This window comes from Terrabacter sp. 2TAF16, assembly GCF_052115065.1.
Taxonomy (GTDB): domain Bacteria; phylum Actinomycetota; class Actinomycetes; order Actinomycetales; family Dermatophilaceae; genus Terrabacter.
In genome coordinates, this window is record NZ_JBFRFZ010000013.1 from 1 (window position 1) to 20914 (window position 20914).

Consider the following 20914-nt stretch of genomic DNA (forward strand, 5'->3'; position numbering starts at 1 on the left):
GAGCACCGACTTCCGCACCTACACCCAAGCCGACCTCGACCAGGTCGCCCGCGAGCTCAACGGCCGCCCCCGACAAACCCTGAACTGGCAGACTCCCGCACAAGCCCTCAACACCCACCTCGTTGCAACAGCTCCCTGAAACCGCCCCGACCGAGACCCACAGAACGTGGCTTCTCGACGGTTCAGGTCGGGGAGTAGGGCGCGGTCAGCGCACCAACGCCTCGGCCTGCTCGGCGACCCTGGCGTTCTGCCGGTCGACGAGGTAGGCGGCGGTGAGGTCGTCACCGACGGCGGAGAGGAGGCGGATGTCGACGGCCTCGTGGCGCTCGGCGACGGTCGGCTCGACCGTCGTCATGACCGTGCGGGCGTCGCGCTCGGCCACGGCCGTGGCGAGCTCGCGCTTGAGCGCCTCGTCGAGGATGCCGCCGGGCACCTTGGCCCGGGCCGCGACCTCGACGGCGAACCGCTCGGTCTCGGCGGCGAGCGTGGCGTCCTCGGTCGTCAGCATCCGCGACGTGCGGTGCAGCAGCGCCGCGCCGGCGTCCAGGTCGCCTTCGCCGAGTCGGCTCACGGCCTGGGTCAGCAGGGGACGGTCGCCGCGCAGCGCCGAGTCGGCGAGCAGGCCGAGGCGCAGTCCGAGCAGCCGCTCGTGCGTACGCGTGTTGCCGGCCTCGCGGCCCAGCGGCACCTTGAGCTCGTCGTCGGGAGCAGACTGCGACATCGTGTCGAGCAGCTCGATGCCGGCCTCGTCGGGCGTGTGCACGGTGTCGCGCAGCGGCACCTCCTTGATGAAGAGCGCGGCGAGCAGTGCGAGCGCGAAAGGCACGAGACCCCAGACGAACACGGTGTGCAGCGAGTCGGCCAGTCCCTGCTGGACCCCGGCGGCAATCTGCGGGGGCAGCTTGGCGAGGGCAGCAGGGTCGAGCACCGAGCCGGCGCTGACCTGCTGACCGGAGGCCTGCATCTGCTCGACGACCGAAGCCGGCAGGTGCGAGGCGATGTTGCCGGCCAGACCACTCGTCATGATCGTGCCGAAAACGGCTGTGCCAACAGTCGATCCGACGTTGCGGAAGAACTGGGTCGACGCCGTCGCGACGCCGAGGTCCTTGCGCTGCGAGGAGTTCTGGATGATGAGGGTGAAGACCTGCAGGGCCATGCCGAGCCCGATGCCGAAGACGATCATCGAGAGCGTGAGGTCGAGCTGGCTCGAGCCGTAGTGCAGCTGGGTCAGCAGCCAGAAGCCGACACCCATGATGAGGATGCCCGCGATCGTCTGCAGCTTGTAGCGACCGGTCTTGGTGATGACGAGGCCGGAGATGATCGACAGGCCGATCATGGCGACCGACATCGGCATGAGGATGAGACCGGAGTTGGTGGCCGACGCGCCGAGCACTCCCTGGGCGTAGACCGGAAGGTAGATCATCGCGCCGAACATCATCACCGACACCATGAAGGCCGCGATGTTGGAGAGGGTGAAGAGCGAGCTCTTGAAGAGGCGCAGCGGCATGACGGGCTCGACGGCCCGGCGCTCGACGGCGATGAACGCGACGAGCGTGACGATGCCGGCGGCGTACATGCCGAGGATGGCGGGGGAGCCCCAGGCCAGGGTCGTACCACCGAGCGAGGTGGACACGAGGAGCAGGATGAGAGTCATCGAGAGCAGGCCGATGCCGGCCCGGTCGATGACCGTCTCGCGCGGGGTGTGCTCGAGGTGGAGGAAGCGGCTGATGCCGAAGAAGGCGAAGACCCCGACGGGGAGGGTGATGAAGAAGAGGTAGCGCCAGCCCCAGTTGTCGGTGACGAATCCGCCGACGAGCGGCCCGAGGATCGAGGAGAGGCCGAAGACGCCGCCCATGAGGCCTTGGTACTTGCCGCGCTGCCGCGGCGGGATGATGTCGCCGATGATCGTCTGCGACAGCGGCATCAGCGTGCCCATGCCGATGCCCTGGATGGCGCGGGCGGCAATGAGCCACCAGAAGTTCTGGGCGAAGCCGGCGAGGACCGAGCCGGCCATGAAGACGACGAGACCGCCGAGGTAGAAGCCGCGGCGACCGTAGAGGTCGCTCATCTTGCCGACGATGGGGACGGTGATCGCGCTGACGAGCATGGCGGCCGTGGCGAGCCACGAGTAGTGGTCGATGCCGCCGAGCTCGGCGACGATGCGTGGCATCGCCGGGCCGACGATCGTCTGGCTGATCGACGCCACGAGCATGCCGAGCATGAGCGCGATGAAGATGTTGCGGGTCGGGCGGTCGAGTCCGGGCGCCTTGGTGACAGTCGCCTCGCTGGCTGATGTGGTCGCGGTGTCCGTGGCTACCCCCTGGGTCTTCTGTGGCATGTCCTCCACGGTACGCCGAAAGTGCAGTCACTGCAAAATTGCAGTCCGTGCAGTGGGCGTGTCACGATGGGGGCATGAGCACGGACCTGCTGACCGACGAGTCGTGCGGCCTGCGTGAGCGCAAGAAGCGCGAGACCCGCCGCGCGCTCAACCTCGCCGCCCTCGACCTCGTCGAGGAGAAGGGCTTCGCGGCCGTCACGACCGAGGAGATCGCGGCCAGGGCCGGCGTCAGCGCCCGCACGTTCTTCAACTACTTCCCGTCCAAGGAGGCCGCCGTCATCGGCACGACGGCCGAGGAGCTCGAGTCGTATGCCGCCGCGCTGGAACAGGACGTCGAGGGCGAGACGCCGCTCGAGTCCCTCCGACGGATCCTCGCCGGCATGCTCGCGCCCGCGTCGATCGACCGCGAGCTGCGGGCTCGACGTCGGCGCATCCTGCTCGGCGAGCCGTCACTCGCCCCGGCACTCGTCGGCAACAACATCCGGATCGAGAACGCCCTGACGGCCGCGCTCGAGCGTCGTCTCGGCGTGCAGCCGGGCGCGTCGCTCGAGGCGCGACTGACGGTGGCCGTGGCCATCGCGGCCGTGCGCGCCTGCATCGAGCACCAGCAGAACGGCGGCTCGGGTCGCCTCGAGCGCAACATCGACCAGGCCTTCGACCGCATCGCGGCCGGCCTGCGCTGAGGAGCGCCGCAGAGCTGCCGAGTCGCTGAGACGGACCGGAGTCGCTGAGACGGGCCGTCGTCGCTGGGGCGGACCGGTTCGAGGTCGCTCAGTGCGAGGCGGTCGCCCCGCTGACGAGCGCCTGGGCCGCGGCCTTGGCGGCGCGGGGTGCGTCCGGCAGGGCATCGAGCGAGCCGCTCGCGAGTCCGCCGTCGAGGAGCAGGGTGAGGGTGCGCGCCAGGCCGTCGGGGTCGGGTGCTCCCGCGTCGACCGCGAGCCCACGCACCCAGCCGCGCACCGAGTCCTTGTGGGCGAGCGTCCGGGCGTGGATGGCCGTGCCCGGCTCGTTCTCGGCCGCGGCGTTGATGAAGGCGCACCCGCGGTAGCCGTCGCGACGGCAGGCCGTGTCGAGAGCGTCGAAGAGCCCGACGAGCTGGTCCGCGGGCGCCGGGCCGGCCGCCTCGGCAGCAGCGTGCAGCTGGCCCGACCAGGTCGTGTCGACGACGTCGAGGTAGGCGAGGACGAGGTCGTCCTTGGCCGGGAAGTGGTTGTAGAAGGTCTGTTTGGCGACCCCGGACTCGGCGATGATCCGGTCGACCCCGACCGCGCGGATGCCGTGGGCGTAGAAGAGCGCGAAGGCCGTATCGAGAATGCGCTGCCGAGCCGCGCTCGCTGTCCGTGCCATGGGGCCATCATACCTTGCGAGTAGACAGATCTGTCTGCTAGCGTCCCGATAAGTAGACAGATCTGTCTATTCTGTTCCGACACCCAAGGACCTCCCATGCGTTACGCAGTTCTCGGCACCGGCTCCGTCGGTCGCACCATCGCGTCCCGTCTCGACGAGCTCGGCCACGCGGTCACCGTCGGCACGCGTGACCCGGCGAGCACGCTCGCGCGCACCGAGCCCGACCAGATGGGCAACGCCGCCTTCGCGACGTGGGCGACGGCACACCCGGGCATCTCGCTCGCGACCTTCGCGGAGGCCGCAGCCTCGGCCGAGGTCGTCGTCAACGCGACGAGCGGCGACGCCTCGCTCGAGGTGCTCGGCCTCGCCGGTGCCGACGCTCTCGCCGGCAAGGTGCTGCTCGACATCGCCAACCCGCTCGACTTCTCGGCAGGGATGCCGCCCACCCTCTTCGTCAAGGACTCCGACTCGCTCGGCGAGCAGATCCAGCGTGCCTTCCCCGACGCCAGGGTCGTCAAGGCGCTCAACACGCTGACCGCAGAGCTCATGGTGCGCCCGGCCGGCCTGCCTGAGAGCAGCAGCGTCTTCGTGTCCGGCGACGACGCCGAGGCCAAGGCCGCCGTCACGGCCCTGCTCACCGAGTTCGGTCACGAGGACGTCATCGACCTCGGCGACATCACGACGGCCCGCGGCACGGAGATGCTGCTGCCGGTCTGGCTCCGTCTGATGGGCGCCCTCGGCACGCCGATGTTCAACTTCCGGATCGTCCGCTGACCGAGGCGGGCGCCCGCGACGGCGTCACTGGACGTCGCGCTCGCGCTCGCGAACGGGGGTGGGCACGGGCGCGAGGCGTGGTGCGGCGTCGGTCATCCGCAGTCGCGGGCGTCGCCGGGCGAGGTCGATGAAGTCGCCGACGCGCAGTCCCGCCTCCAGGGGGTGTCGGAAGCGCACCTCGCGACGGACCACGTAGTGGTTGCGCCGCCCGTCGCGGTGTCGAGTGATGACGTGTGCCCCCTCGAGGTCGGACACGATCTGCTGAACGGATCGCTCGGTGATCCCGATGTTCACTGCGACGTCCTTGAGGAGCATGTCGGGATTGTCCGCCAGGCAGACGAGGACGTGTCCGTGGTTCGAGAGGAAGGTCCATCTATTCCTGCTCATGTACCGACCGTAGGCCCGGTTCGCTGCAAGCGCTGGAAAAGGCGAAGAGGGCTTCGTCACACCTGTTCGTCGAACGGGGGTTTCATCCCTTTCTGGGTCCGGAACGCGTCCTCTTTCGGCGATTATGAGCACGATTGCGTGAGAATGGAAAGTGCAGAATTCTGTTTCCGGAATCTATTGTGGCGCATAAGGTTTCGCATCTTTATTGGTCACGAACGGCATATTCTCACCTCCATTCCTGTCTAGCCTTTGTGAATTCACTGGTCATGTGATGTGAGTCAACGGGGTAGGTGGGGAAGATGCCAGGAAGCAGTCCACGGAAATGGTTGTCGGCCATCGTGGCCAGCGCCGCGACGGTGCTCGCGTTGGGCCTGCAGGCGGGGGTGGTGCCGGCCACGGTCGCGGCAGCGTCGCCACCGACGGGAGCCACGGACGCGTCGAAGGTTCCCCACTACTTCGGGCCCTGGCCGAACTGGGCCAACAGCCCCCTGACGTTGCCGACGGCGACGGTCAGCATTACGGACGCCGGCACCGGAGCAGGCGCGACCGCCGTGGCGCAGGTGGGACCTGACGGCAGCATCGGTGCGATCAACCTGACCGCTCCGGGGCACGACTACACCTCGCCCACCGTCACCATCAACGCGCCGACCGCCGCTGGCGGGACGCAGGCGACGGCGACCGCGACGGTCAAGGCGACCGGCGCGGTCGTCTCCGCGTCGGTCACGGCCGCCGGTTCCGGCTACTCCGGCTTGGCCGCCACCGTGACGGGCGACGGGGCAGGCGCCGGCGTGACGCCCTCCGGTGGCGTCGACGCCGTGGCACTGACGGACGGCGGCGCGGGCTACACCATGCCCACCGTCCTCATCGACCTCCCGGACGACCCGAACGGCACGCGCGCGGCCGGTCACGTCGAGCAGGCCGACCTCGTCGGGGGCGTGGTCCAGAAGGTCACGGTGGACGACCCCGGCTCGGGCTACACGACCGCACCAGGCGTCAGGATCCTCGACGGGACGCTCGCCGACCCGATCAGTGGGTCGACCCCAGCCGCGGCGACCGCGACGCTCAAGCTCGTCGGACTCGCTGTGGACGTCCCGGGCTCGGGGTACACCGCGGCCACGGTGGCTGTCACGGACCCGACCGGAAGCGGAACGGGTGCCACCGGCGCCGTGACGACCGACGTCGGATCGCTCGAGTCGGTCACCGTCACGAATGCCGGCAGCGGCTACCTCACGGCGGGCATGAAGAAGTTCCAGGACGTACTGCCGGTCACGTGCGACCCCAAGGCCGACGGATCCGGCTGTCCCGCCATCGCCCAGGTGCAGGGGACGGACGCAGCCATGGGGCCCGCCAACAAGTTCATCCCGTTGGCGGTCCCCGAGGCGAAGACCTACAACGGCAAGGTCGCCGACGAGTACGTCATCGGTCTCGTGCAGTACCGCACGAAGTTCTCGTCCGACCTTCCGGCAACCCTCGTCCGCGGCTACGTCCAGCTCTCGACGACCGCAGTCCCGGGCCAGCACGTCACCCTCTTCAACGAGCTGCAGAACGGTGACCAGCAGGCCATCTCCGGCTACACCGGGGTGACCGCCCCGCAGTGGCTCGGCCCGATCATCGCGGCGACGAAGGACCGTCCAGTGCGCATCGTCTTCCGCAACCTGCTGCCCAAGGGCGCCGACGGTGATCTCTTCCTGCCCACCGACAGTACGATGATGGGCTCCGGCATGGGCCCGATGGCCATGCCCGCACCCGTCGACAGCGGCGCCGTGACCGACGCCGTGCGCAACCCCGCGTGCACCCAGGAGCCGAAGGCCGTCGACTGCTTCAAGGACAACCGCGCCACCTTGCACCTGCACGGCGGCACGACCCCGTGGATCAGCGACGGGACGCCGCACCAGTGGATCACGCCCGCCGGGGAGAGCACGTCGTGGCCGCAGGGCGTCAGCGTGCAGAACGTCCCCGACATGCTGTCGGACCCGGCCAACCCCAGCTCTCCCGCAGTCTGTGCCGCGAAGGACGATGGCTGCTCGACGTTCTACTACACCAACCAGCAGAGCGCGCGGCTGATGTTCTACCACGACCACTCGTGGGGCATCACGCGTCTCAACGTGTATGCCGGTGAGGCCGCCGGCTACACCATCACCGACAACACCGAGAAGGCGCTCGTGAACGCGGGCCTGATCCCGACCGCCGCCGACACCTTGCCGCTCATCGTCCAGGACCGGACCTTCGTGCCCGGCGACGCCCAGCTCAAGGACACCGTCGACGCCAACGGCAAGGTCACGGCATACGGCCAGGACCCGACGTGGGACGCGAAGCGATGGGGCACCAAGGGCAGCTTCTGGTACCACCACGTCTACATGCCGGCGCAGAACCCTGGTGACCCCGGTGGGCTGAGCGCCTACGGACGGTGGATGTACGGACCGTGGTTCTGGCCACCGGCAACGGGCACGACGTACGGACCGATCGCGAACCCGTACTACGACCCGAGCTGCAACCTCGACGACCCGTCGACGTGGCAGTACCAGACCGACCCGTTCTGCGAGCCGGAGCAGATCCCCGGCACGCCCAACGTGTCGGCCGGCATGGAGCAGTTCAACGACACCCCGATCGTCAACGGAGTCGCCTACCCGACCATGACCCTGCAGCCGAAGACCTACCGGATGCGGCTGCTCAACGCCGCGAACGACCGGTTCTTCAACTTCCAGTGGTACACGGCCGACCCCGACCCGGCGAACGGCAACGGCCAGAGCGAGGTCAAGCTGAACCCGACCGAGCTGGCTGCCGCGCAGACCGACCCGACGGTGTCACCGACACCGGCCGACGCCCACAACGACGCCGCCGGCCCAGACTGGGTGCAGATCGCGAGCGAGGGCGGCTTCCTGCCTGCGCCCGCGGTGATCGACGGCCAGCAGCCGACGACCTGGATCACCGACCCGACCCGCTTCGACTTCGGCAACGTCGACAAGCACTCGATGCTGCTCGCTCCGGCGGAGCGTGCCGACGTCGTCGTCGACTTCTCGAAGTTCGCGGGCAAGACGCTGATCCTCTACAACGACGCACCCGCTGCCTTCCCGGCACGTGTGCCGTCGTACGACTACTACACGGGCGGCCCGGACCTCAGCCCGACCGGGGCTCCGACCGTCATGCCCGGCTACGGGCCCAACACCCGCACCGTCATGCAGGTGAAGATCGCGGCCGCCACCCCGGCGCCGGCCTTCAACGTGACGGCGCTCGCCGCCGCCTTCAAGCACCAGGCGAACGGATCCGGAGTCTTCGAGTCCGGCCAGCACCCGGCGATCGTCGGCCAAGCCGCCTACAACTCGGCCTACGGGACGAGCTTCGCGGCCAGCAGCAACTGCAACGTCAAGACGGGAAACGTCACCAAGTGCGACGGTCTCGTGCGCGTCAACGACACCGGCACCTTCGGCTTCAACACCCTTGCGGCTCCCACCGCGAAGATGACGATGGGGCTCGAACCGAAGGCGATCCACGACGAGATGAACTCCTCGACGTTCGACGACTACGGGCGCATGCAGGCCAACCTCGGCGTGGAGGCGCAACCTCCGGCACCGGGAGCGCAGAACGTCACGTTGTACCCGTACATCAACCCGGCGACCGAGCTCATCGACGGCACCAACCTGCCGGCAGCGGACGTCGCGGTCACCCCCATCACGGACGCCAAGGACGGGACGCAGATCTGGCGCTTCACCCACAACGGCGTGGACACGCACCCGATCCACTTCCACCTCTACGACGTCCAGGTGCTCAACCGGGTCACGTGGGACAACATCGTCATCCCACCGGACGCGAACGAGCTCGGCTGGAAGGACACCGTGCGGATGAGCCCGCTCGAGGACACCATCGTCGCCCTGCGGCCTGTGGTCCCCCAGGTGCCCTTCGAGGTGCCGAACGCGATCCGCGCCCTCAACCCGATGATGCCCCTCGGATCACAGTCCGGGTTCAACAACATCGACCCGCAAGGGAACCCGACGGGTGCCATCGTCAACTCACTCGTCAACATGGGCTGGGAGTACGTCATCCACTGCCACATCCTCAGTCACGAGGAGATGGACATGATGCGTCCCGAGTCCTTGGCCCTGCCACCGAACACGGTGACCTGGCCGGCGACCGGGGGAGCAGTGGTGACCGGTAAGGGCAACAACCGCCACATCACCCTGACGTGGGCCGACAACTCGATCACCGAGACGGCGTTCGTGGTCCAGCGGTCCACCGACGGGACGTCGTGGGTGGATGTGGGAACGGTGACCGTGCCGCTCACGGCCACCAACATCCACCAGTCGCGGACGCTCACCGACTCCACGTCGAACCCGAGCACGGCCTACCTCTACCGGGTGGTCGCCCAGAACACGGTCGGCTACGGGAAGGGGTTCCCGACGATGACGGCGAGCTCGACCTCGGCCACCCTGGGTGTCAACGCGCCGGCGGCTCCGACGACCCTCACCGCGACGCTGGCGGCAGGCCCGCAGGTCAGCCTCACGTGGCGTGACAACGCCACGAACGAGTCCGGCTTCCTCGTCGAGCGCTCGGTCAACGGCGGCGCGTTCGCCCGGCTCGCGACCCCGCCGGCGCGTGCCAACACTGGAACGGCGACCTACGTCGACGGCGCCGTCTCGGTCGGCAGCACGTACGCCTACCGGGTCAGCGCGGTCAACGTCGCCGGGCAGTCGACGCCGAGCAACACCGCCACGGCGGCGGTGCTGCTCCCGGGACAGCCCACGATCGCCACGGCGACCGCGGTCCGGTCCGGCAACAACGAGCGGGTGAGCCTGACGTGGGGTGACGTCGCCAACGAGACGAGCTACGTCGTCCAGTGGAGTGCGAACAGCTTCGCGACGGTCTCCGGGCAGTCCGGAGCACTGGCGGCGGGCTCGACGACCTTCACGACGGGCAACATCGCCCGGCAGGCCTGGTCCTTCCGGGTACGCGCAGTGAACGTCGTCGGAGTCGTCGACTCGGCGGTGCGGCCGGTGGCAGCAGCACCGTGACGCGGCTCTAGACGTTCGACCAGCAGTGGGGGCTCGTGGCGACGGGCCCTCACTGTTGTCCGCTGCCGCACGGTCGGTCAGCGCAGGGCGGTCCCCGCGTGGCTCATGCAGGTCCGGGCCGTGGGTCGGGCCCGTAGCCGTTCGTCGGGGATCGCCTCGCCGCAGACCTCGCACCGGCCGTAGCCGCCGTCGGCGATCCGCTGCAGCGCGGCGTCGATCTCGACGAGGTGCCGCTCCGCCTGCTCGATGAGGGCGCCGATCTGGGTGCGCTCGTAGGCGATGGTCGAGCCCTCGGGGTCGTGCTCGTCGTCGGCGATGTTCGCCGCCGACGCCTCGACGACCTCGGTGAACTCCCGGCGCAGCCCGGTGATGCGCTCGACCTCGGTGGCCCGGTCCGCCGTCAGCTCCGCCGCGTGGGCGGCCGTCTTGGTGCTCATGTCCCCATCGTCCTCCCGTTCGGTCGAGCCGGCCTGATCGAGTGGTCCACGGCACCATCCCCTGCGCCGGACCGACCGTCGATCCGGGCGCCCGCCCGGATGACGCCCACGACGCCGCGAGCCCGCCTCCCCGATGTCATGGCGTCGCGCCGCGCAGCGGCCACGGCGTCGTCGCGGCATCGTCGGTCGTCACCACGACGCCGTCGAGCGGGCTGCGTATCGAGGGTGGCCCGAACGCTGACGGCTGGTATGCCGCCCCGGCTCGCTACCACTGGGTGGCGCAGGACCTCGGCGGCGGGATCGCCTCGTGCCAGAGCGGATCCGTCGTCGCCGTCGACTCGGGAGTGCTTCGTACCGTCTACGGCACGCCGCCGACGTGCTTCGTGCGGGACCGCGCCGGCAACCTGGCCTCGGCCAGCGTGTCCTACCTCGTCGCGGACCGACGACTCCGCCAGGGCTGACCGACCGCGGACGACGGACGGACGGGCGGCCGGGCACGCCGACCGAGCGCCCGCCGACCAGCCGGGCTGGGACGGATCGACCTGCCCACCCGGCAGGATGGACCCATGAGCGACCCCAGAGGAGTGGTCTTCCCACTCGACCCGTCGTCCGGCCGCCGCAGCACGACTGCCACCGGACGTGCCGTGGTCGCCGACGCCCTGCGGGGGGTCGACCCGGTCGGCGCCGCCTCCGCCGAACGCGAGACGAACTGGCGCCAGGGCTACCTCCCGCACTTCCGGCGCCTCGTCGAGGCCGGGGTCGCGGTCCCGGGCGCGGCGCAGGCCATCGCCACGAGTGGGCTCGACTCCCTGCACGCGCGCATGCTCTGGGCGACCGACGACGGCGACCGACCGCTCGAGACGGCCGTCGCCGCCGACGAGAGCGTGCCCGCGCTCGGCTCCGAGACCGTGCGTGGCGAGGGCGCGCCCGACCGCACGCTCTCGGTGCCGTATGCAGGTGAGCGACTCTCGGGGGACGCCCTGCGTCGACGGCTCGAGCTGTGGGTCGAGGCGGGGACCGTCCAGCCCACGTGCGCCGAGGCGGTCGGCCTCGTCATCGACAACCCCGACTGGCTCGACCTCTCCGACCGCACCGTCGTGGTGCTCGGTGCCGCCGCCGAGATGGGCCCACTGCGCTCGCTGCTGCGCTGGGGCGCCGACGTCGCCGCCGTTGATCTACCGCGAAAAGACCTGTGGGACAAGCTGATCGGCGACACTCGCCGACTTGCTGGATCCATCACCGTGCCGGTCCGCCCCGGGGGCGAGCCACTGGCAGCACGCGCCGGCGGCGATCTCGTCCACGACCTCGGCGCCGTCACCCGATGGGTCGCGGCCATCGACGGACCGATCGCCATCGGCAACTACGTCTATGCCGACGGCGAGACCAACGTCCGCGTCTCGATGGCCGTCGACGCCCTGACCCGCGCGGTCGTCGAGGCCAAGGGCCGCGACGACGTCGCTCTCGCCTTCCTCGCGACCCCGACCGACGTCTTCGCCGTCCCCGGGGCCGCGGTCGAGCGCTCCGTCGACAGCTACGCCCACCGGCGCACCTCCAAGGTCCTGCGGGTGCCGCTGCGCACCGTGAGTGGCGGCCGGCTCCTGCGCCGCAACTACGTGCCCGGCCAGGACCCCGGCATCAACGACAGCGTCGTGCTCCAGCAGGGACCCAACTACCTGCTCGCCAAGCGCCTCCAGCGGTGGCGGGCGACGGCATACCGCGCCGACGGCGGTCTCGTGTCGTTCAAGGTGGCCCCGCCCACGCGCACCCGCTCGGTCGTCAAGAACCGGGCGCTCGCCGCCGCCTACGCCGGCGCGCACCGCTTCGGCATCGAGGTGTTCGAGCCCGGCACGGCCAACACGCTCATGGCCGCGCTCCTCGTCCACGACCTGCGCACCGGCTCGCCCGCGCAGCCGACGGCCTGGCAGGACGAGGCGTATGCCGCCGCGCACGGAGGCCTGTGGACGGCCGCCTACGACCCGCGCAGCGCCCTCGGGATCGCCGCCCTCCTGGGGGTCGCGTCGGCCCGCTGAGCTCCTGGAGGGGGGCCGGTCGGGGTGATGCCTTCGTCGCACCGACGCCGGGGGAGTTGGCGCACGCGCCCCGGAGGCTCGATGCTGTGTCCCATGGGTGAGCGAGTGGCGCAGCAGCCACGCGTGGACGACCGGTCGCCCGAGCGTGGGCTCGGCGGCACCATCGGCGCGCCCCGCACCCTCGTCCCGGCGCTGCTGGCCGCCATCGCCTATGTCGACCCCGGCAACTTCGGCGTCAACATCACGTCCGGGGCCGAGCACGGCTACACGCTCGTGTGGGTCGTCGTCTTCGCGAGCTGCTCGGCCATGGTCATCCAGTACCTCGCGGCCAAGCTCGGCATGGCCTCCGGCAAGAGCCTCGCCGAGCACAGCTCCGACCGCTTCCCGGGCGTCGGCCGGCTGCTCCTGTGGGCCCAGGCCGAGCTCGTCGTCATCATGACTGACCTCGCCGAGGTCGTCGGCGGGGCCATCGCGCTCAAGCTCCTCTTCGGCATGCCCCTCATGGCCGGGGCCGTCTGCGTGGCCCTCTTCAGCCTCGTCGTCCTCGCCCTCAAGGTCCGGGGGCGCAGCCACTTCGACTCGGTCGTGCTCGTCCTGCTCGTCGTCATCATCGGCTCGCTGCTGTGGCAGGTGCTCGTCGCCGACGTCGACCGGGTCGCGCTGCTGCGCTCGGTCGTGCCCGGACCGCTCGACTCGTCGGCGGCGCTGCTCGCGGTCGGCATCGTCGGCGCGACGGTGATGCCGCACGCCCTGCACTTCCACTCGGCCGCGTCGCGAGGTCATGACGACGGCAGCGAGGCGAGCCACGCCGAGCGGCTGCGCAGCGGCCGCCGCACCGTGCGCAGCGTCGTCATCGCCATGACGATCGCGGGTGCCGCCAACATCAGCCTCGTCGTGTTCGCAGCAGCCCTGCCCTCCACGGCCGGCGCGAGCATCGAGACGGCGTATGCCGCCCTGTTGGCCAACGCGGGGCAGATCGCCGCGACGATGCTGGCCGTCGCCCTCCTCGCGTCGGGGCTCGCCTCGACCCTCGTCGGCGTCCAGACCGGTGACGTCGTCATGCAGGGCTTCGGCCGCCGGCCCATCGCGCCGCTGCTGCGCCGGATGCTCGCCGTCGTGCCCACGCTCGTCATCCTCGGCCTGGGTGTCGAGCCGACCAACGCGCTCGTGTGGAGCCAGGTCGTCCTGTCGTTCGCCCTGCCCGGCACCCTCGTGCCGCTCCTGCTCTTCACCCGCGACCGCAGGATCATGGGCGTGCTCGTCAACCACCGCCTGACCACGGCCGTCGCCGTGCTCATCACCGCCGTCATCGTCGGTCTCTGCGCCTACCTCGTCGCCACCGCCTTCTGACCCCGCCCCCACCCGTCGGGTGAGCGCCCCGTCACAGTCGAGTGAACGCCCCGTCACAGTCGAGTCAACGCCCTGCGCCGCCAGGGTGGGTTGAGCGCTCACTCGAGTGTGGTTGGGCGCTCACTCGAGTTTGGTTGGGCGGCCATTGGGGGTGGGTTGCGCGCTCAGTCGAGTGAGCGCTCGGCACCATGCGGACCGGGTGTGGCGGACGGTACCCGGCGCGACGGCATACGGCCTCGGGTCTCGCGAGGGACCGTGTGGGAGAGTGGCGCACGAACCGCTGCGACGTCGCGTGAGGAAGGTGAGCATGGCCCGTCTCGTCCCTCCGGGTGCGCGGGAGCTGCCCGCCCTGACCCGGCTGCGTCTCGAGGTGCGCGCCTTCCTCGCCGGGCAGGTCGCGGCCGGCGCGTTCGTGCCCCACGTCGACACGTGGCTCACCCGCTGGGACCGTGACTTCACCCGCGAGCTCGGCCGGCGCGGCTGGCTGGGCATGGTCATCCCGCAGCAGTACGGCGGGCAGGGCCGCACCTTTCTCGAGCGCTTCGTCGTCACCGAGGAGCTGCTCGTCGTCGGGGCTCCCGTCGCGGCGCACTGGATCGCCGAGCGGCAGATCGGACCGTCGCTGCTGCGCTACGGCACGGAGGAGCAGAAGCAGGCGTTCCTGCCCGGGATCAGCCGCGGCGAGGTCGTCTTCGGCATCGGGATGAGCGAGCCGGACTCGGGCTCCGACCTCGCCAGCGTCCGCACCCGCGCCGAGCGGGTCGACGGCGGCTGGCGGCTCACCGGCACCAAGGTGTGGACCTCCGGCGCCCACGAGGCCGACGCCTTCTTCGCGCTCGCCCGGTCCGCGCCGCTCGACCCCGCCCACCGCCACGCGGGGCTGAGCCAGTTCATCGTCGACCTCCGGGCGCCCGGTGTGACGATCCGCCCGATCATCTCGATGGGCGGCGACCACCACTTCAACGAGGTGCACCTCGACGGCGTCCTCATCGCCGACGACCGCGTGCTCGGCGAGGTAGGGGAGGGCTGGTCGCAGGTGACGTCCGAGCTCGCCCACGAGCGCAGCGGGCCCGAGCGCGTCCTGTCCACCTTCCAGCTCCTCGCCGCGGCCGCGCAGGCCATGGACGACGGCCGTCTGCCCACCGACCCGGGCCTCGGGCGCCATGTCGCCCGGGTCGCCGCCCTCCACCACATGTCGTTCGCCGTCTCGACGGCGCTCGAGAACGCCGAGGACGCCGACACCGCTGCCGCCGTCGTCAAGGTGCTCGGCACGACGGGCGAGGGCGACATCGCCGACTACGTCGACACGTTGACCGCCACCGGGTGGGCCCTCGACGAGGAGCTCGACACCCTCCTGCACGCCGCGATCCTCCAGCGTCCCGGCTTCACGTTGCGTGGCGGCACCAACGAGATCCTCCGTGGAGTCATTGCCCGTGGCCTGGGGATGCGCTGATGGCCGACCCCCGCGACCTCGCCGCGCCCACGACGCCGGACCCCGACCTCGTCGCGGTCCTCACCGACCTCTTCGCCGACTACCGCGCCACCCGCGCCACGCCCACCGCCGTCGTCGACCTCGACCGCGGCCTGTGGCAGCGCCTCGAGGACCTCGGACTGACGCGGCTGACCGGCTCGGAGTCCGCCGGCGGCAGCGGGGGAGGCTGGGTCGACGCCGCAGCACTGCTCGGGCTCGCCGCCGCGGCGGCCGCGCCCGTGCCGCTCGCGGAGCACGACGTGCTCGGTGGCTGGCTGCTCGAGGCGGCCGGCCTGCCCAACGACGGGGGCCTCCGGACCGTATGCCGTCCCGACCCGTCCGGGGTCGCCCTCAACGTCACGTGGGCGCGCGACGCGAGCAGCGTCGTGGCCCTCTGGGAGGACCGCGACCAGTGGCGGGTCGCCGACGTGCCGATCGACCGCGTCGGCGTGGAGGAGCGCCGCAACCTCGCCGGGGAGCCCAGCGACACCGTCGAGTTCGACCTCGACGACCTCGAGGCGGGCATCGTCGTCGACCACGCGATCGGCGAGCAGTTCCACCTGCGTGGGGCGCTGGCCCGCTCGGCCCAGGTCGTCGGCGCCATGGAACGCGTCGTCGACGTCGTCCTCGCGCACGTGCGCGAGCGCGAGCAGTTCGGGCGGCCGATCGGGCGCTTCCAGGCGGTGCAGCACCTCGTGTCCGACATCGCCTGCGAGACGGCTCTGGCCCGTGCCGCCACCGACGCCGCCGTCGCCCGGGCTGCCGCGTCCGACTGGACCGACCCCGGGATGCTCTTCGCGGTCGGGGTCGCGAAGTCGTGCGTCGGGCACGCCGCCTCGGTCGTCGTCCGCGGGTCGCACCAGGCGCTCGGGGCCATCGGCACGACCCTCGAGCACGAGCTGCACACCCTGACGCGCCCGATCCTCGCCCGGCGCAGCGAGTACGGCTCCCTCCAGGACTGGGACGAGACCCTCACGGCGCTCGCCTCGTCCGCTGGTCACGACCGACTCTGGACCCTCATCACGACCGGCCGTGCGAAGACGCAGCACGCCCCTTGAACGGACCCTGAACCACCCGGGACCCCTCTGGACCCCTCTGGACCCCTGAACCACCGAGCTCGCTGGTAGCCAAGGAGATTCGCCGCATGACCGAGATTCGCTACGACGTGACCGACGGCGTCGCGCTCATCACCCTCGACGCGCCCGAGCGCCGCAACGCCCTCTCCGTCGAGATGTCGCGCGAGCTCATCGACGCCGCCCGCACAGCCGAGGCCGACGACGAGGTCGGTGCCGTCGTCGTCACGGGCGGAGCCCACTTCTGCGCGGGAGCGGTCCGCAGCGTCCTCGCCGACACGGGCCGTGACCCTGTCGAGGACGAGGCCTACCGCAACCTCGAGACCGTCTACGCCGCGTTCACGACGATCGGCGGGCTCGCGGTCCCGACCGTCGCGGCCGTGCGCGGGGCGGCAGTGGGGGCCGGCCTCAACCTCGCCCTTGCCACCGACCTGCGCATCGTCTCGCGCACGGCCCGGCTGCTCCCCGGCTTCGCCCAGATCGGCATCCACCCCGGCGGCGGCCACTTCACGCTCATCAACCGGGTCGCCGGGCGCGAGGCGGCCGCGGCCCTCGGGCTCTTCGGTGACGAGGTCGACGGCGAGCGCGCCGTCGCGCTGGGACTCGCCTGGGCGGCCTACGACGACGGCGACGTGCAGGACGCGGCGATCGCGGTCGCCGGCCGCGTCGCCCGGGACCCCGCTCTCGCCCGACGGATGGTCGCGAGCTTCCGCCGGGAGACGGTGCCCGGGGGCGTGCCGTGGGACGTCGCCGTCGAGCTCGAGCGCTCGCCGCAGATGTGGTCGCTGCGCCGGAAGCACGGGGTGTGAGGCACGGCTCACCACGAACCCGGCATTTCGGATCCTCGGGGGTCGTGGTGCAAGGATGGGGAAGTTGGCCGTCCCCCACCGCGAAGGAGCACCTGTGCTGGCGTCCTACCGACCTCTCTTCGAGGTACCGGGGGCACGCGTCTTCATCACCGGCGGGCTGATCGCCCGCTCGGCAGGCTCGATGTTCGCCGTGTCCGTGGTCGCGATGGTCTCGGCACGCACCGGCTCCTACGCGCTCGCCGGGGCGGTGGTGGCGGTCGGGATGGTCTCCCTGGCGCTCTTCGCCCCCTTCCTCGGGCGGCTCGTCGACCGCTACGGCCAGCGTCGCATCGCCATCCCCTTCTTCCTCTGGTCGGGGTTCTGGGCCGTCATGACCCTCCTCGTCTCGATGCGGGGGCTGCCCTCGTGGCTGCTCTTCATCACGTTCCCGCTGTGCGGCGCGATTCCCAACCTCGGCACGATGGCCCGCGCGCGGTGGTCGCACATCTTCGCCGACGACCCACGGAACCTCCACGCAGCGATGTCGTTCGAGCAGGTCATGGAGGAGGTCACCTTCGTCATCGGACCGGTCCTCGCGATCTGGCTGTCGACGACGCTCTTCCCCGAGGCGGGCTTCGCGTTCGCCACCATCGCCTACACCGTGGGCGTGCTGATCTTCATCTCGGCACGGTCCACGGAGCCGCCGGTCGTGCCGCACCACGAGCGACCCACCGAGCACGCCTACACGGTGCCGGGCCTCATCCCGCTCGCCTTCATCATGGTGATGACGGGGGCGATCTTCGGCGTCAACGAGGTCGTGACGCTCGCCGTGTCGCAGGAGCTGGGCGCCCCGAGCGCCGCCGGCGCCATCCTCGCGTTGTATGCCGTGGGGTCGGCCTCCGCGGGCCTCGTCTTCGGGCACGTCTCGCACGGCCGCAGCCTCGTCAAGCTCCTCATCGCCGGGACGTTCGGGATGGCGGTCCTCGAGATCCCGGTGCTCTTTGCCGGCAACCTCTGGGTCCTCGCCGGTCTCATGCTCGTCGCGGGCATGGCCACCGCTCCGACCCTCATCACGACGATGAACCTCATCGAGCGGATCGTCCCCAGGGCCCAGCTCAACGAGGGCATGACGATCGTGCTCACGGGACTCATCATCGGCATCGCGGCGGGCTCGGCCGTGTCGGGCATCGTCGTCGACCACGTCGGACCACAGCACGGCTACTGGGTTGCGATCATCGCGGGCGCCTTCGCCTTCGTCATGTCCCTGGGCACGCGCGCGTTCCTCACCCGCCGCGAGCTGCACAACCTCCGCTGACCCGAGCCCACTTCATACGCCCTCAACTGAACCGTCGAAAGGCCACGTTTCGCGGGTCCCACCACGTCGAGGGGCCACTTCTCCGAAGAGAAGTGGCCTTTCGACTGCTCCGAGGCCACAGATCGTGGCCTCTCGACGGTGGGGCGGGGTGTGCCCGGAGGGTCAGTGGCCGGCGGGGGCCACCACGACGTCCTCGTCCTTCGCCGGTGCGGCCTGACCCGGCTTGGGGCCCAGGTCGATGTTCGGCAGGAAGAGCGTCGCGATGAACGCGAGGACGAGCACCCCGCCGGCGACGAGGAAGACGACCGACATGGCGTCGGAGAAGCCGACGAGGAACGGCTTGGCGAGCGTCGGGTCGAGCTGGTTGATGAACGAGCTGTCCGACAGGGCCGCGCCACCGACGCCCGCACCCGAGCCACCGGACTGCTGGGAGGCCTGGAGCTGCTCGATGAAGGCCTTGTTGGCGGCCGGGTCGCCACCCGTCGGGTTGCGCAGGGCCGCCTGGAACTCCGGGGTCGGGGCGATCGTCGCGAACGCCTCGGAGATCTTCGTGCCGGCCTGCGAGAAGAGGATCGACAGGAAGACCGCGGTACCGAGCGTGCCGCCGATCTGGCGGGTGAAGGTCGCGGACGACGTGGCGACGCCCATGTCGCGGCGGTCGACGGCGTTCTGCACGGCGAGGGTCAGCGGCTGGAAGTTGAAGCCGAGGCCGATACCGAAGAAGAACATCACGATCATCGTCTTCCAGAGCGGGGTGTCCGCGCCGACGAAGTGGAAGGCGAAGAGCGACAGGACGAGGATCGCCGCGCCCATGATCGGGAAGTGGCGGTAGCGCCCGGTCCGGGAGATGAGCTGACCGGAGACGATCGAGCCGGCCATGATCCCGAGGGTCATCGGGAGCAGCTGGAGGCCGGCCTGGGTCGGCGAGGAGCCCTTGACGATCTGCAGGTAGAGCGGGATCGCGGCGAGGCCGCCGAACATGCCCATGCCGATGAAGACCGAGGCGACCGACGACGACGCGACGGTGCGGTTCGTGAAGAGGCGCAGCGGGATGAGCGCCTCCTCACCCATGGACCGCTCGAAGAGGAAGAAGGCGACGAGACCGGCGAGGCCGATGGCGTAGCAGGTGATGGAGGTCGGTGAACCCCAGCCCCACGCACGTCCCTGCTCGGCCACGATGAGCAGCGGCACGAGGGCGACCGAGAGGCTGAGGGCGCCCCAGTAGTCGATGCGGTGGTCGAGACGCGTGTGCCGGAGGTGCAGCGTGCGCGTCACGACGATGAGCGCGGCGACGGCGATCGGCACGTTGACGAGGAAGACCCACCGCCAGCCGGTGACGCCGAGGAGCGTCTCCTGGCCGGCGAAGAAGCCGCCGATGACCGGGCCGAGGACGCTCGAGGTGCCGAAGACGGCGAGGAAGTAGCCCTGGTACTTCGCGCGCTCACGCGGCGGCACGATGTCGCCGATGATGGCGAGGGCGAGCGAGAAGAGGCCGCCGGCGCCGATGCCCTGGACGGCTCGGAAGGCCGCGAGCGACGGGATCGACCACGACAGCGTGCAGAGCATCGAGCCGATCGTGAAGATCGTGATCGCGAAGATGAAGAGCTTCTTGCGCCCGTAGATGTCGCCGAGCTTGCCGTAGAGCGGCGTCGTGATCGTCGCGGTGATGAGGTATGCCGTCGTGACCCACGCCTGGCCGGCGAGGTCGTTGAGGTCGTCGGCGATGACGCGCATGGCGCTCGCGACGATGGTCTGGTCGAGCGCGGCGAGGAACATCCCCATCATGAGCCCGACGAGGATGGTCAGGATCTCCTTGTGGGAGAGCACCGGTCGCGCGTCGGGGCCTGCACCGGCTGGTGCGTCCGCGGTCGCGTCGACGCGAGGCGGCTCGGCGGTGGTGTCGGACATGTCAGTCCTCTTTCTGCTTCTGGGCTCTGGTGGAGTCGAAGGGCATGGGGGGCGGCGCTGCACCCCGGGCCCGGAGGTTGCTGTCGAGCGCGTCGCCGAGCTCGCGGAGCCGGTCGACGAACTCCTCGGTGGCAGGGCCGTCCCACTCGGAGAGCAGCCCCTGGAACCACCTGGCGCGGCTCGACTGGATGCGCTGGAGGGCTGCGCTGCCGTGCTCGGTGAGGGAGACGACCCACGCCCGCCCGTCGCTGGGGTCGGCGCTCTTCTCGAGCAGTCCGCTCGCCACGAGTGCGCTGACCTGGCGGCTCACGGTGGAGACGTCGTTGTGCAGCGTCGTCGCGAGCTCGGAGATGCGGACGGTGCCCTGGCCTGCGACGACGAAGAGCACGGGGTATGCCGTGACGTCCACGCCGTCCTCGAGCCGAGGGGCGGTGTGCTTGGCCGCGACGAGCAGCTTCTGGACGCGCAGGAGCCCGAGGAAGACGTCGTTCGCCTCGTCCCTGCTCACGGCCATCACATGCCCCCTGGGTCAACTACTTGCTTGCAGCATGCAAGTATTTGCTCGAACCATCTCGGCTGTCAACTCACGTGTCGAAGGTTTGTCCAGCCATCGGATCGTCTCGCCACGTGTGGCGCTCATGTGGTTGTCTGTGGTCTCGCGCCATCGGGGAGGTGCGAGGATGACTCACG

General features: G+C 70.4%; 16 protein-coding genes and 1 pseudogene. 11 read left to right on the forward strand and 6 right to left on the reverse strand.

The genetic code is table 11. The features are described 5' to 3' along the window. Nucleotides 1-139, forward strand: a pseudogene (locus AB4Z14_RS17935) (IS30 family transposase); the annotation flags it as partial. A gap of 66 nt (nucleotides 140-205) precedes the next feature. Here the strand turns inward: AB4Z14_RS17935 and AB4Z14_RS17940 are convergent. Further along, nucleotides 206-2347 carry an MDR family MFS transporter gene (locus tag AB4Z14_RS17940; protein ID WP_442276394.1) on the reverse strand — a complete coding sequence of 714 codons (2142 nt, stop codon included), beginning with the start codon at nucleotides 2345-2347 and terminating at the stop codon, nucleotides 206-208. A 65-nt stretch (nucleotides 2348-2412) separates the two neighbouring features. On the opposite strand from AB4Z14_RS17940, the gene AB4Z14_RS17945 reads away from it, so the two are divergent. Further along, on the forward strand, nucleotides 2413-3021 hold the full coding sequence (locus AB4Z14_RS17945) for a TetR/AcrR family transcriptional regulator (RefSeq protein WP_056774375.1): 609 nt from the start codon (nucleotides 2413-2415) through the stop codon (nucleotides 3019-3021). An 88-nt stretch (nucleotides 3022-3109) separates the two neighbouring features. On the opposite strand, the gene AB4Z14_RS17950 is transcribed toward AB4Z14_RS17945, so the two are convergent. Then, nucleotides 3110-3685, reverse strand: coding sequence for a TetR/AcrR family transcriptional regulator (locus tag AB4Z14_RS17950; RefSeq protein ID WP_442276395.1), 576 nt, complete (start codon nucleotides 3683-3685; stop codon nucleotides 3110-3112). Nucleotides 3686-3781: 96 nt separating this feature from the next. On the opposite strand from AB4Z14_RS17950, the gene AB4Z14_RS17955 reads away from it, so the two are divergent. After that, nucleotides 3782-4459 (forward strand): NADPH-dependent F420 reductase, encoded by a 678-nt coding sequence (locus AB4Z14_RS17955; RefSeq protein WP_442276396.1) that lies wholly within the window; start codon nucleotides 3782-3784, stop codon nucleotides 4457-4459. A 24-nt stretch (nucleotides 4460-4483) separates the two neighbouring features. Here the strand turns inward: AB4Z14_RS17955 and AB4Z14_RS17960 are convergent, their stop codons facing one another. Beyond that, nucleotides 4484-4846 carry a helix-turn-helix transcriptional regulator gene (locus tag AB4Z14_RS17960; RefSeq protein ID WP_442276397.1) on the reverse strand — a complete coding sequence of 121 codons (363 nt, stop codon included), beginning with the start codon at nucleotides 4844-4846 and terminating at the stop codon, nucleotides 4484-4486. Nucleotides 4847-5145: 299 nt separating this feature from the next. Here AB4Z14_RS17960 and AB4Z14_RS17965 point away from each other — a divergent pair, with 299 nt between their 5' ends. Next, the gene (locus tag AB4Z14_RS17965) at nucleotides 5146-9852 is read left to right on the forward strand and encodes a multicopper oxidase domain-containing protein (RefSeq protein ID WP_442276398.1); all 4707 of its coding nucleotides are present in this window, start codon (nucleotides 5146-5148) and stop codon (nucleotides 9850-9852) included. A 77-nt stretch (nucleotides 9853-9929) separates the two neighbouring features. On the opposite strand, the gene AB4Z14_RS17970 is transcribed toward AB4Z14_RS17965, so the two are convergent. Then, entirely contained in the window at nucleotides 9930-10289 is a 360-nt protein-coding gene (locus AB4Z14_RS17970; RefSeq protein ID WP_442276399.1) for a TraR/DksA C4-type zinc finger protein, read from the reverse strand. 41 nt (nucleotides 10290-10330) lie between these two features. Here AB4Z14_RS17970 and AB4Z14_RS17975 point away from each other — a divergent pair, with 41 nt between their 5' ends. The 7 genes from AB4Z14_RS17975 to AB4Z14_RS18005 all read left to right on the forward strand — a co-directional run bounded on the left by AB4Z14_RS17975 (nucleotide 10331) and on the right by AB4Z14_RS18005 (nucleotide 18316). Continuing rightward, nucleotides 10331-10750 carry a hypothetical protein gene (locus tag AB4Z14_RS17975; RefSeq protein ID WP_442276400.1) on the forward strand — a complete coding sequence of 140 codons (420 nt, stop codon included), beginning with the start codon at nucleotides 10331-10333 and terminating at the stop codon, nucleotides 10748-10750. Between the two features lie 105 nt (nucleotides 10751-10855). Further along, nucleotides 10856-12319 (forward strand): hypothetical protein, encoded by a 1464-nt coding sequence (locus tag AB4Z14_RS17980; RefSeq protein ID WP_442276401.1) that lies wholly within the window; start codon nucleotides 10856-10858, stop codon nucleotides 12317-12319. A 93-nt stretch (nucleotides 12320-12412) separates the two neighbouring features. Continuing rightward, the gene (locus AB4Z14_RS17985; RefSeq protein WP_442276402.1) at nucleotides 12413-13669 is read left to right on the forward strand and encodes an Nramp family divalent metal transporter; all 1257 of its coding nucleotides are present in this window, start codon (nucleotides 12413-12415) and stop codon (nucleotides 13667-13669) included. Nucleotides 13670-13976: 307 nt separating this feature from the next. After that, nucleotides 13977-15122, forward strand: coding sequence for an acyl-CoA dehydrogenase family protein (locus AB4Z14_RS17990; RefSeq protein WP_442276403.1), 1146 nt, complete (start codon nucleotides 13977-13979; stop codon nucleotides 15120-15122). After that, a complete protein-coding gene (locus tag AB4Z14_RS17995; RefSeq protein WP_056774358.1) occupies nucleotides 15122-16198 on the forward strand; it encodes an acyl-CoA dehydrogenase family protein in 1077 nt (358 codons plus the stop codon). Before AB4Z14_RS17990 ends, AB4Z14_RS17995 begins: the two co-directional genes overlap by 1 nt. An 86-nt stretch (nucleotides 16199-16284) precedes the next feature. Then, nucleotides 16285-17022 (forward strand): enoyl-CoA hydratase-related protein, encoded by a 738-nt coding sequence (locus tag AB4Z14_RS18000; protein ID WP_442276404.1) that lies wholly within the window; start codon nucleotides 16285-16287, stop codon nucleotides 17020-17022. A gap of 94 nt (nucleotides 17023-17116) precedes the next feature. After that, nucleotides 17117-18316, forward strand: a complete 1200-nt coding sequence (locus AB4Z14_RS18005) for an MFS transporter (RefSeq protein ID WP_442276405.1) — start codon at nucleotides 17117-17119, stop codon at nucleotides 18314-18316. 162 nt (nucleotides 18317-18478) lie between these two features. Here AB4Z14_RS18005 and AB4Z14_RS18010 read toward each other — a convergent pair whose 3' ends face one another. Beyond that, nucleotides 18479-20224: an MDR family MFS transporter gene (locus AB4Z14_RS18010; protein ID WP_442276406.1), complete on the reverse strand. Its 1746-nt coding sequence runs from the start codon at nucleotides 20222-20224 to the stop codon at nucleotides 18479-18481. Nucleotide 20225: 1 nt separating this feature from the next. Further along, on the reverse strand, nucleotides 20226-20732 hold the full coding sequence (locus AB4Z14_RS18015) for a MarR family winged helix-turn-helix transcriptional regulator (RefSeq protein WP_442276407.1): 507 nt from the start codon (nucleotides 20730-20732) through the stop codon (nucleotides 20226-20228). Nucleotides 20733-20914 lie beyond the last annotated feature (182 nt).

What these genes read in the sequence shown, in the direction of transcription:
- AB4Z14_RS18000 (WP_442276404.1), top strand. Translation starts at nt 16,285, where the DNA reads ATGACCGAGATTCGCTACGACGTGACCGACGGCGTCGCGCTCATCACC.
- AB4Z14_RS17950 (WP_442276395.1), bottom strand. Translation starts at nt 3,685, where the DNA reads ATGGCACGGACAGCGAGCGCGGCTCGGCAGCGCATTCTCGATACGGCC.
- AB4Z14_RS18010 (WP_442276406.1), bottom strand. Translation starts at nt 20,224, where the DNA reads ATGTCCGACACCACCGCCGAGCCGCCTCGCGTCGACGCGACCGCGGAC.
- AB4Z14_RS17965 (WP_442276398.1), top strand. Translation starts at nt 5,146, where the DNA reads ATGCCAGGAAGCAGTCCACGGAAATGGTTGTCGGCCATCGTGGCCAGC.
- AB4Z14_RS17980 (WP_442276401.1), top strand. Translation starts at nt 10,856, where the DNA reads ATGAGCGACCCCAGAGGAGTGGTCTTCCCACTCGACCCGTCGTCCGGC.
- AB4Z14_RS17960 (WP_442276397.1), bottom strand. Translation starts at nt 4,846, where the DNA reads ATGAGCAGGAATAGATGGACCTTCCTCTCGAACCACGGACACGTCCTC.
- AB4Z14_RS17985 (WP_442276402.1), top strand. Translation starts at nt 12,413, where the DNA reads ATGGGTGAGCGAGTGGCGCAGCAGCCACGCGTGGACGACCGGTCGCCC.
- AB4Z14_RS17955 (WP_442276396.1), top strand. Translation starts at nt 3,782, where the DNA reads ATGCGTTACGCAGTTCTCGGCACCGGCTCCGTCGGTCGCACCATCGCG.
- AB4Z14_RS17970 (WP_442276399.1), bottom strand. Translation starts at nt 10,289, where the DNA reads ATGAGCACCAAGACGGCCGCCCACGCGGCGGAGCTGACGGCGGACCGG.
- AB4Z14_RS17995 (WP_056774358.1), top strand. Translation starts at nt 15,122, where the DNA reads ATGGCCGACCCCCGCGACCTCGCCGCGCCCACGACGCCGGACCCCGAC.
- AB4Z14_RS17945 (WP_056774375.1), top strand. Translation starts at nt 2,413, where the DNA reads ATGAGCACGGACCTGCTGACCGACGAGTCGTGCGGCCTGCGTGAGCGC.
- AB4Z14_RS17990 (WP_442276403.1), top strand. Translation starts at nt 13,977, where the DNA reads ATGGCCCGTCTCGTCCCTCCGGGTGCGCGGGAGCTGCCCGCCCTGACC.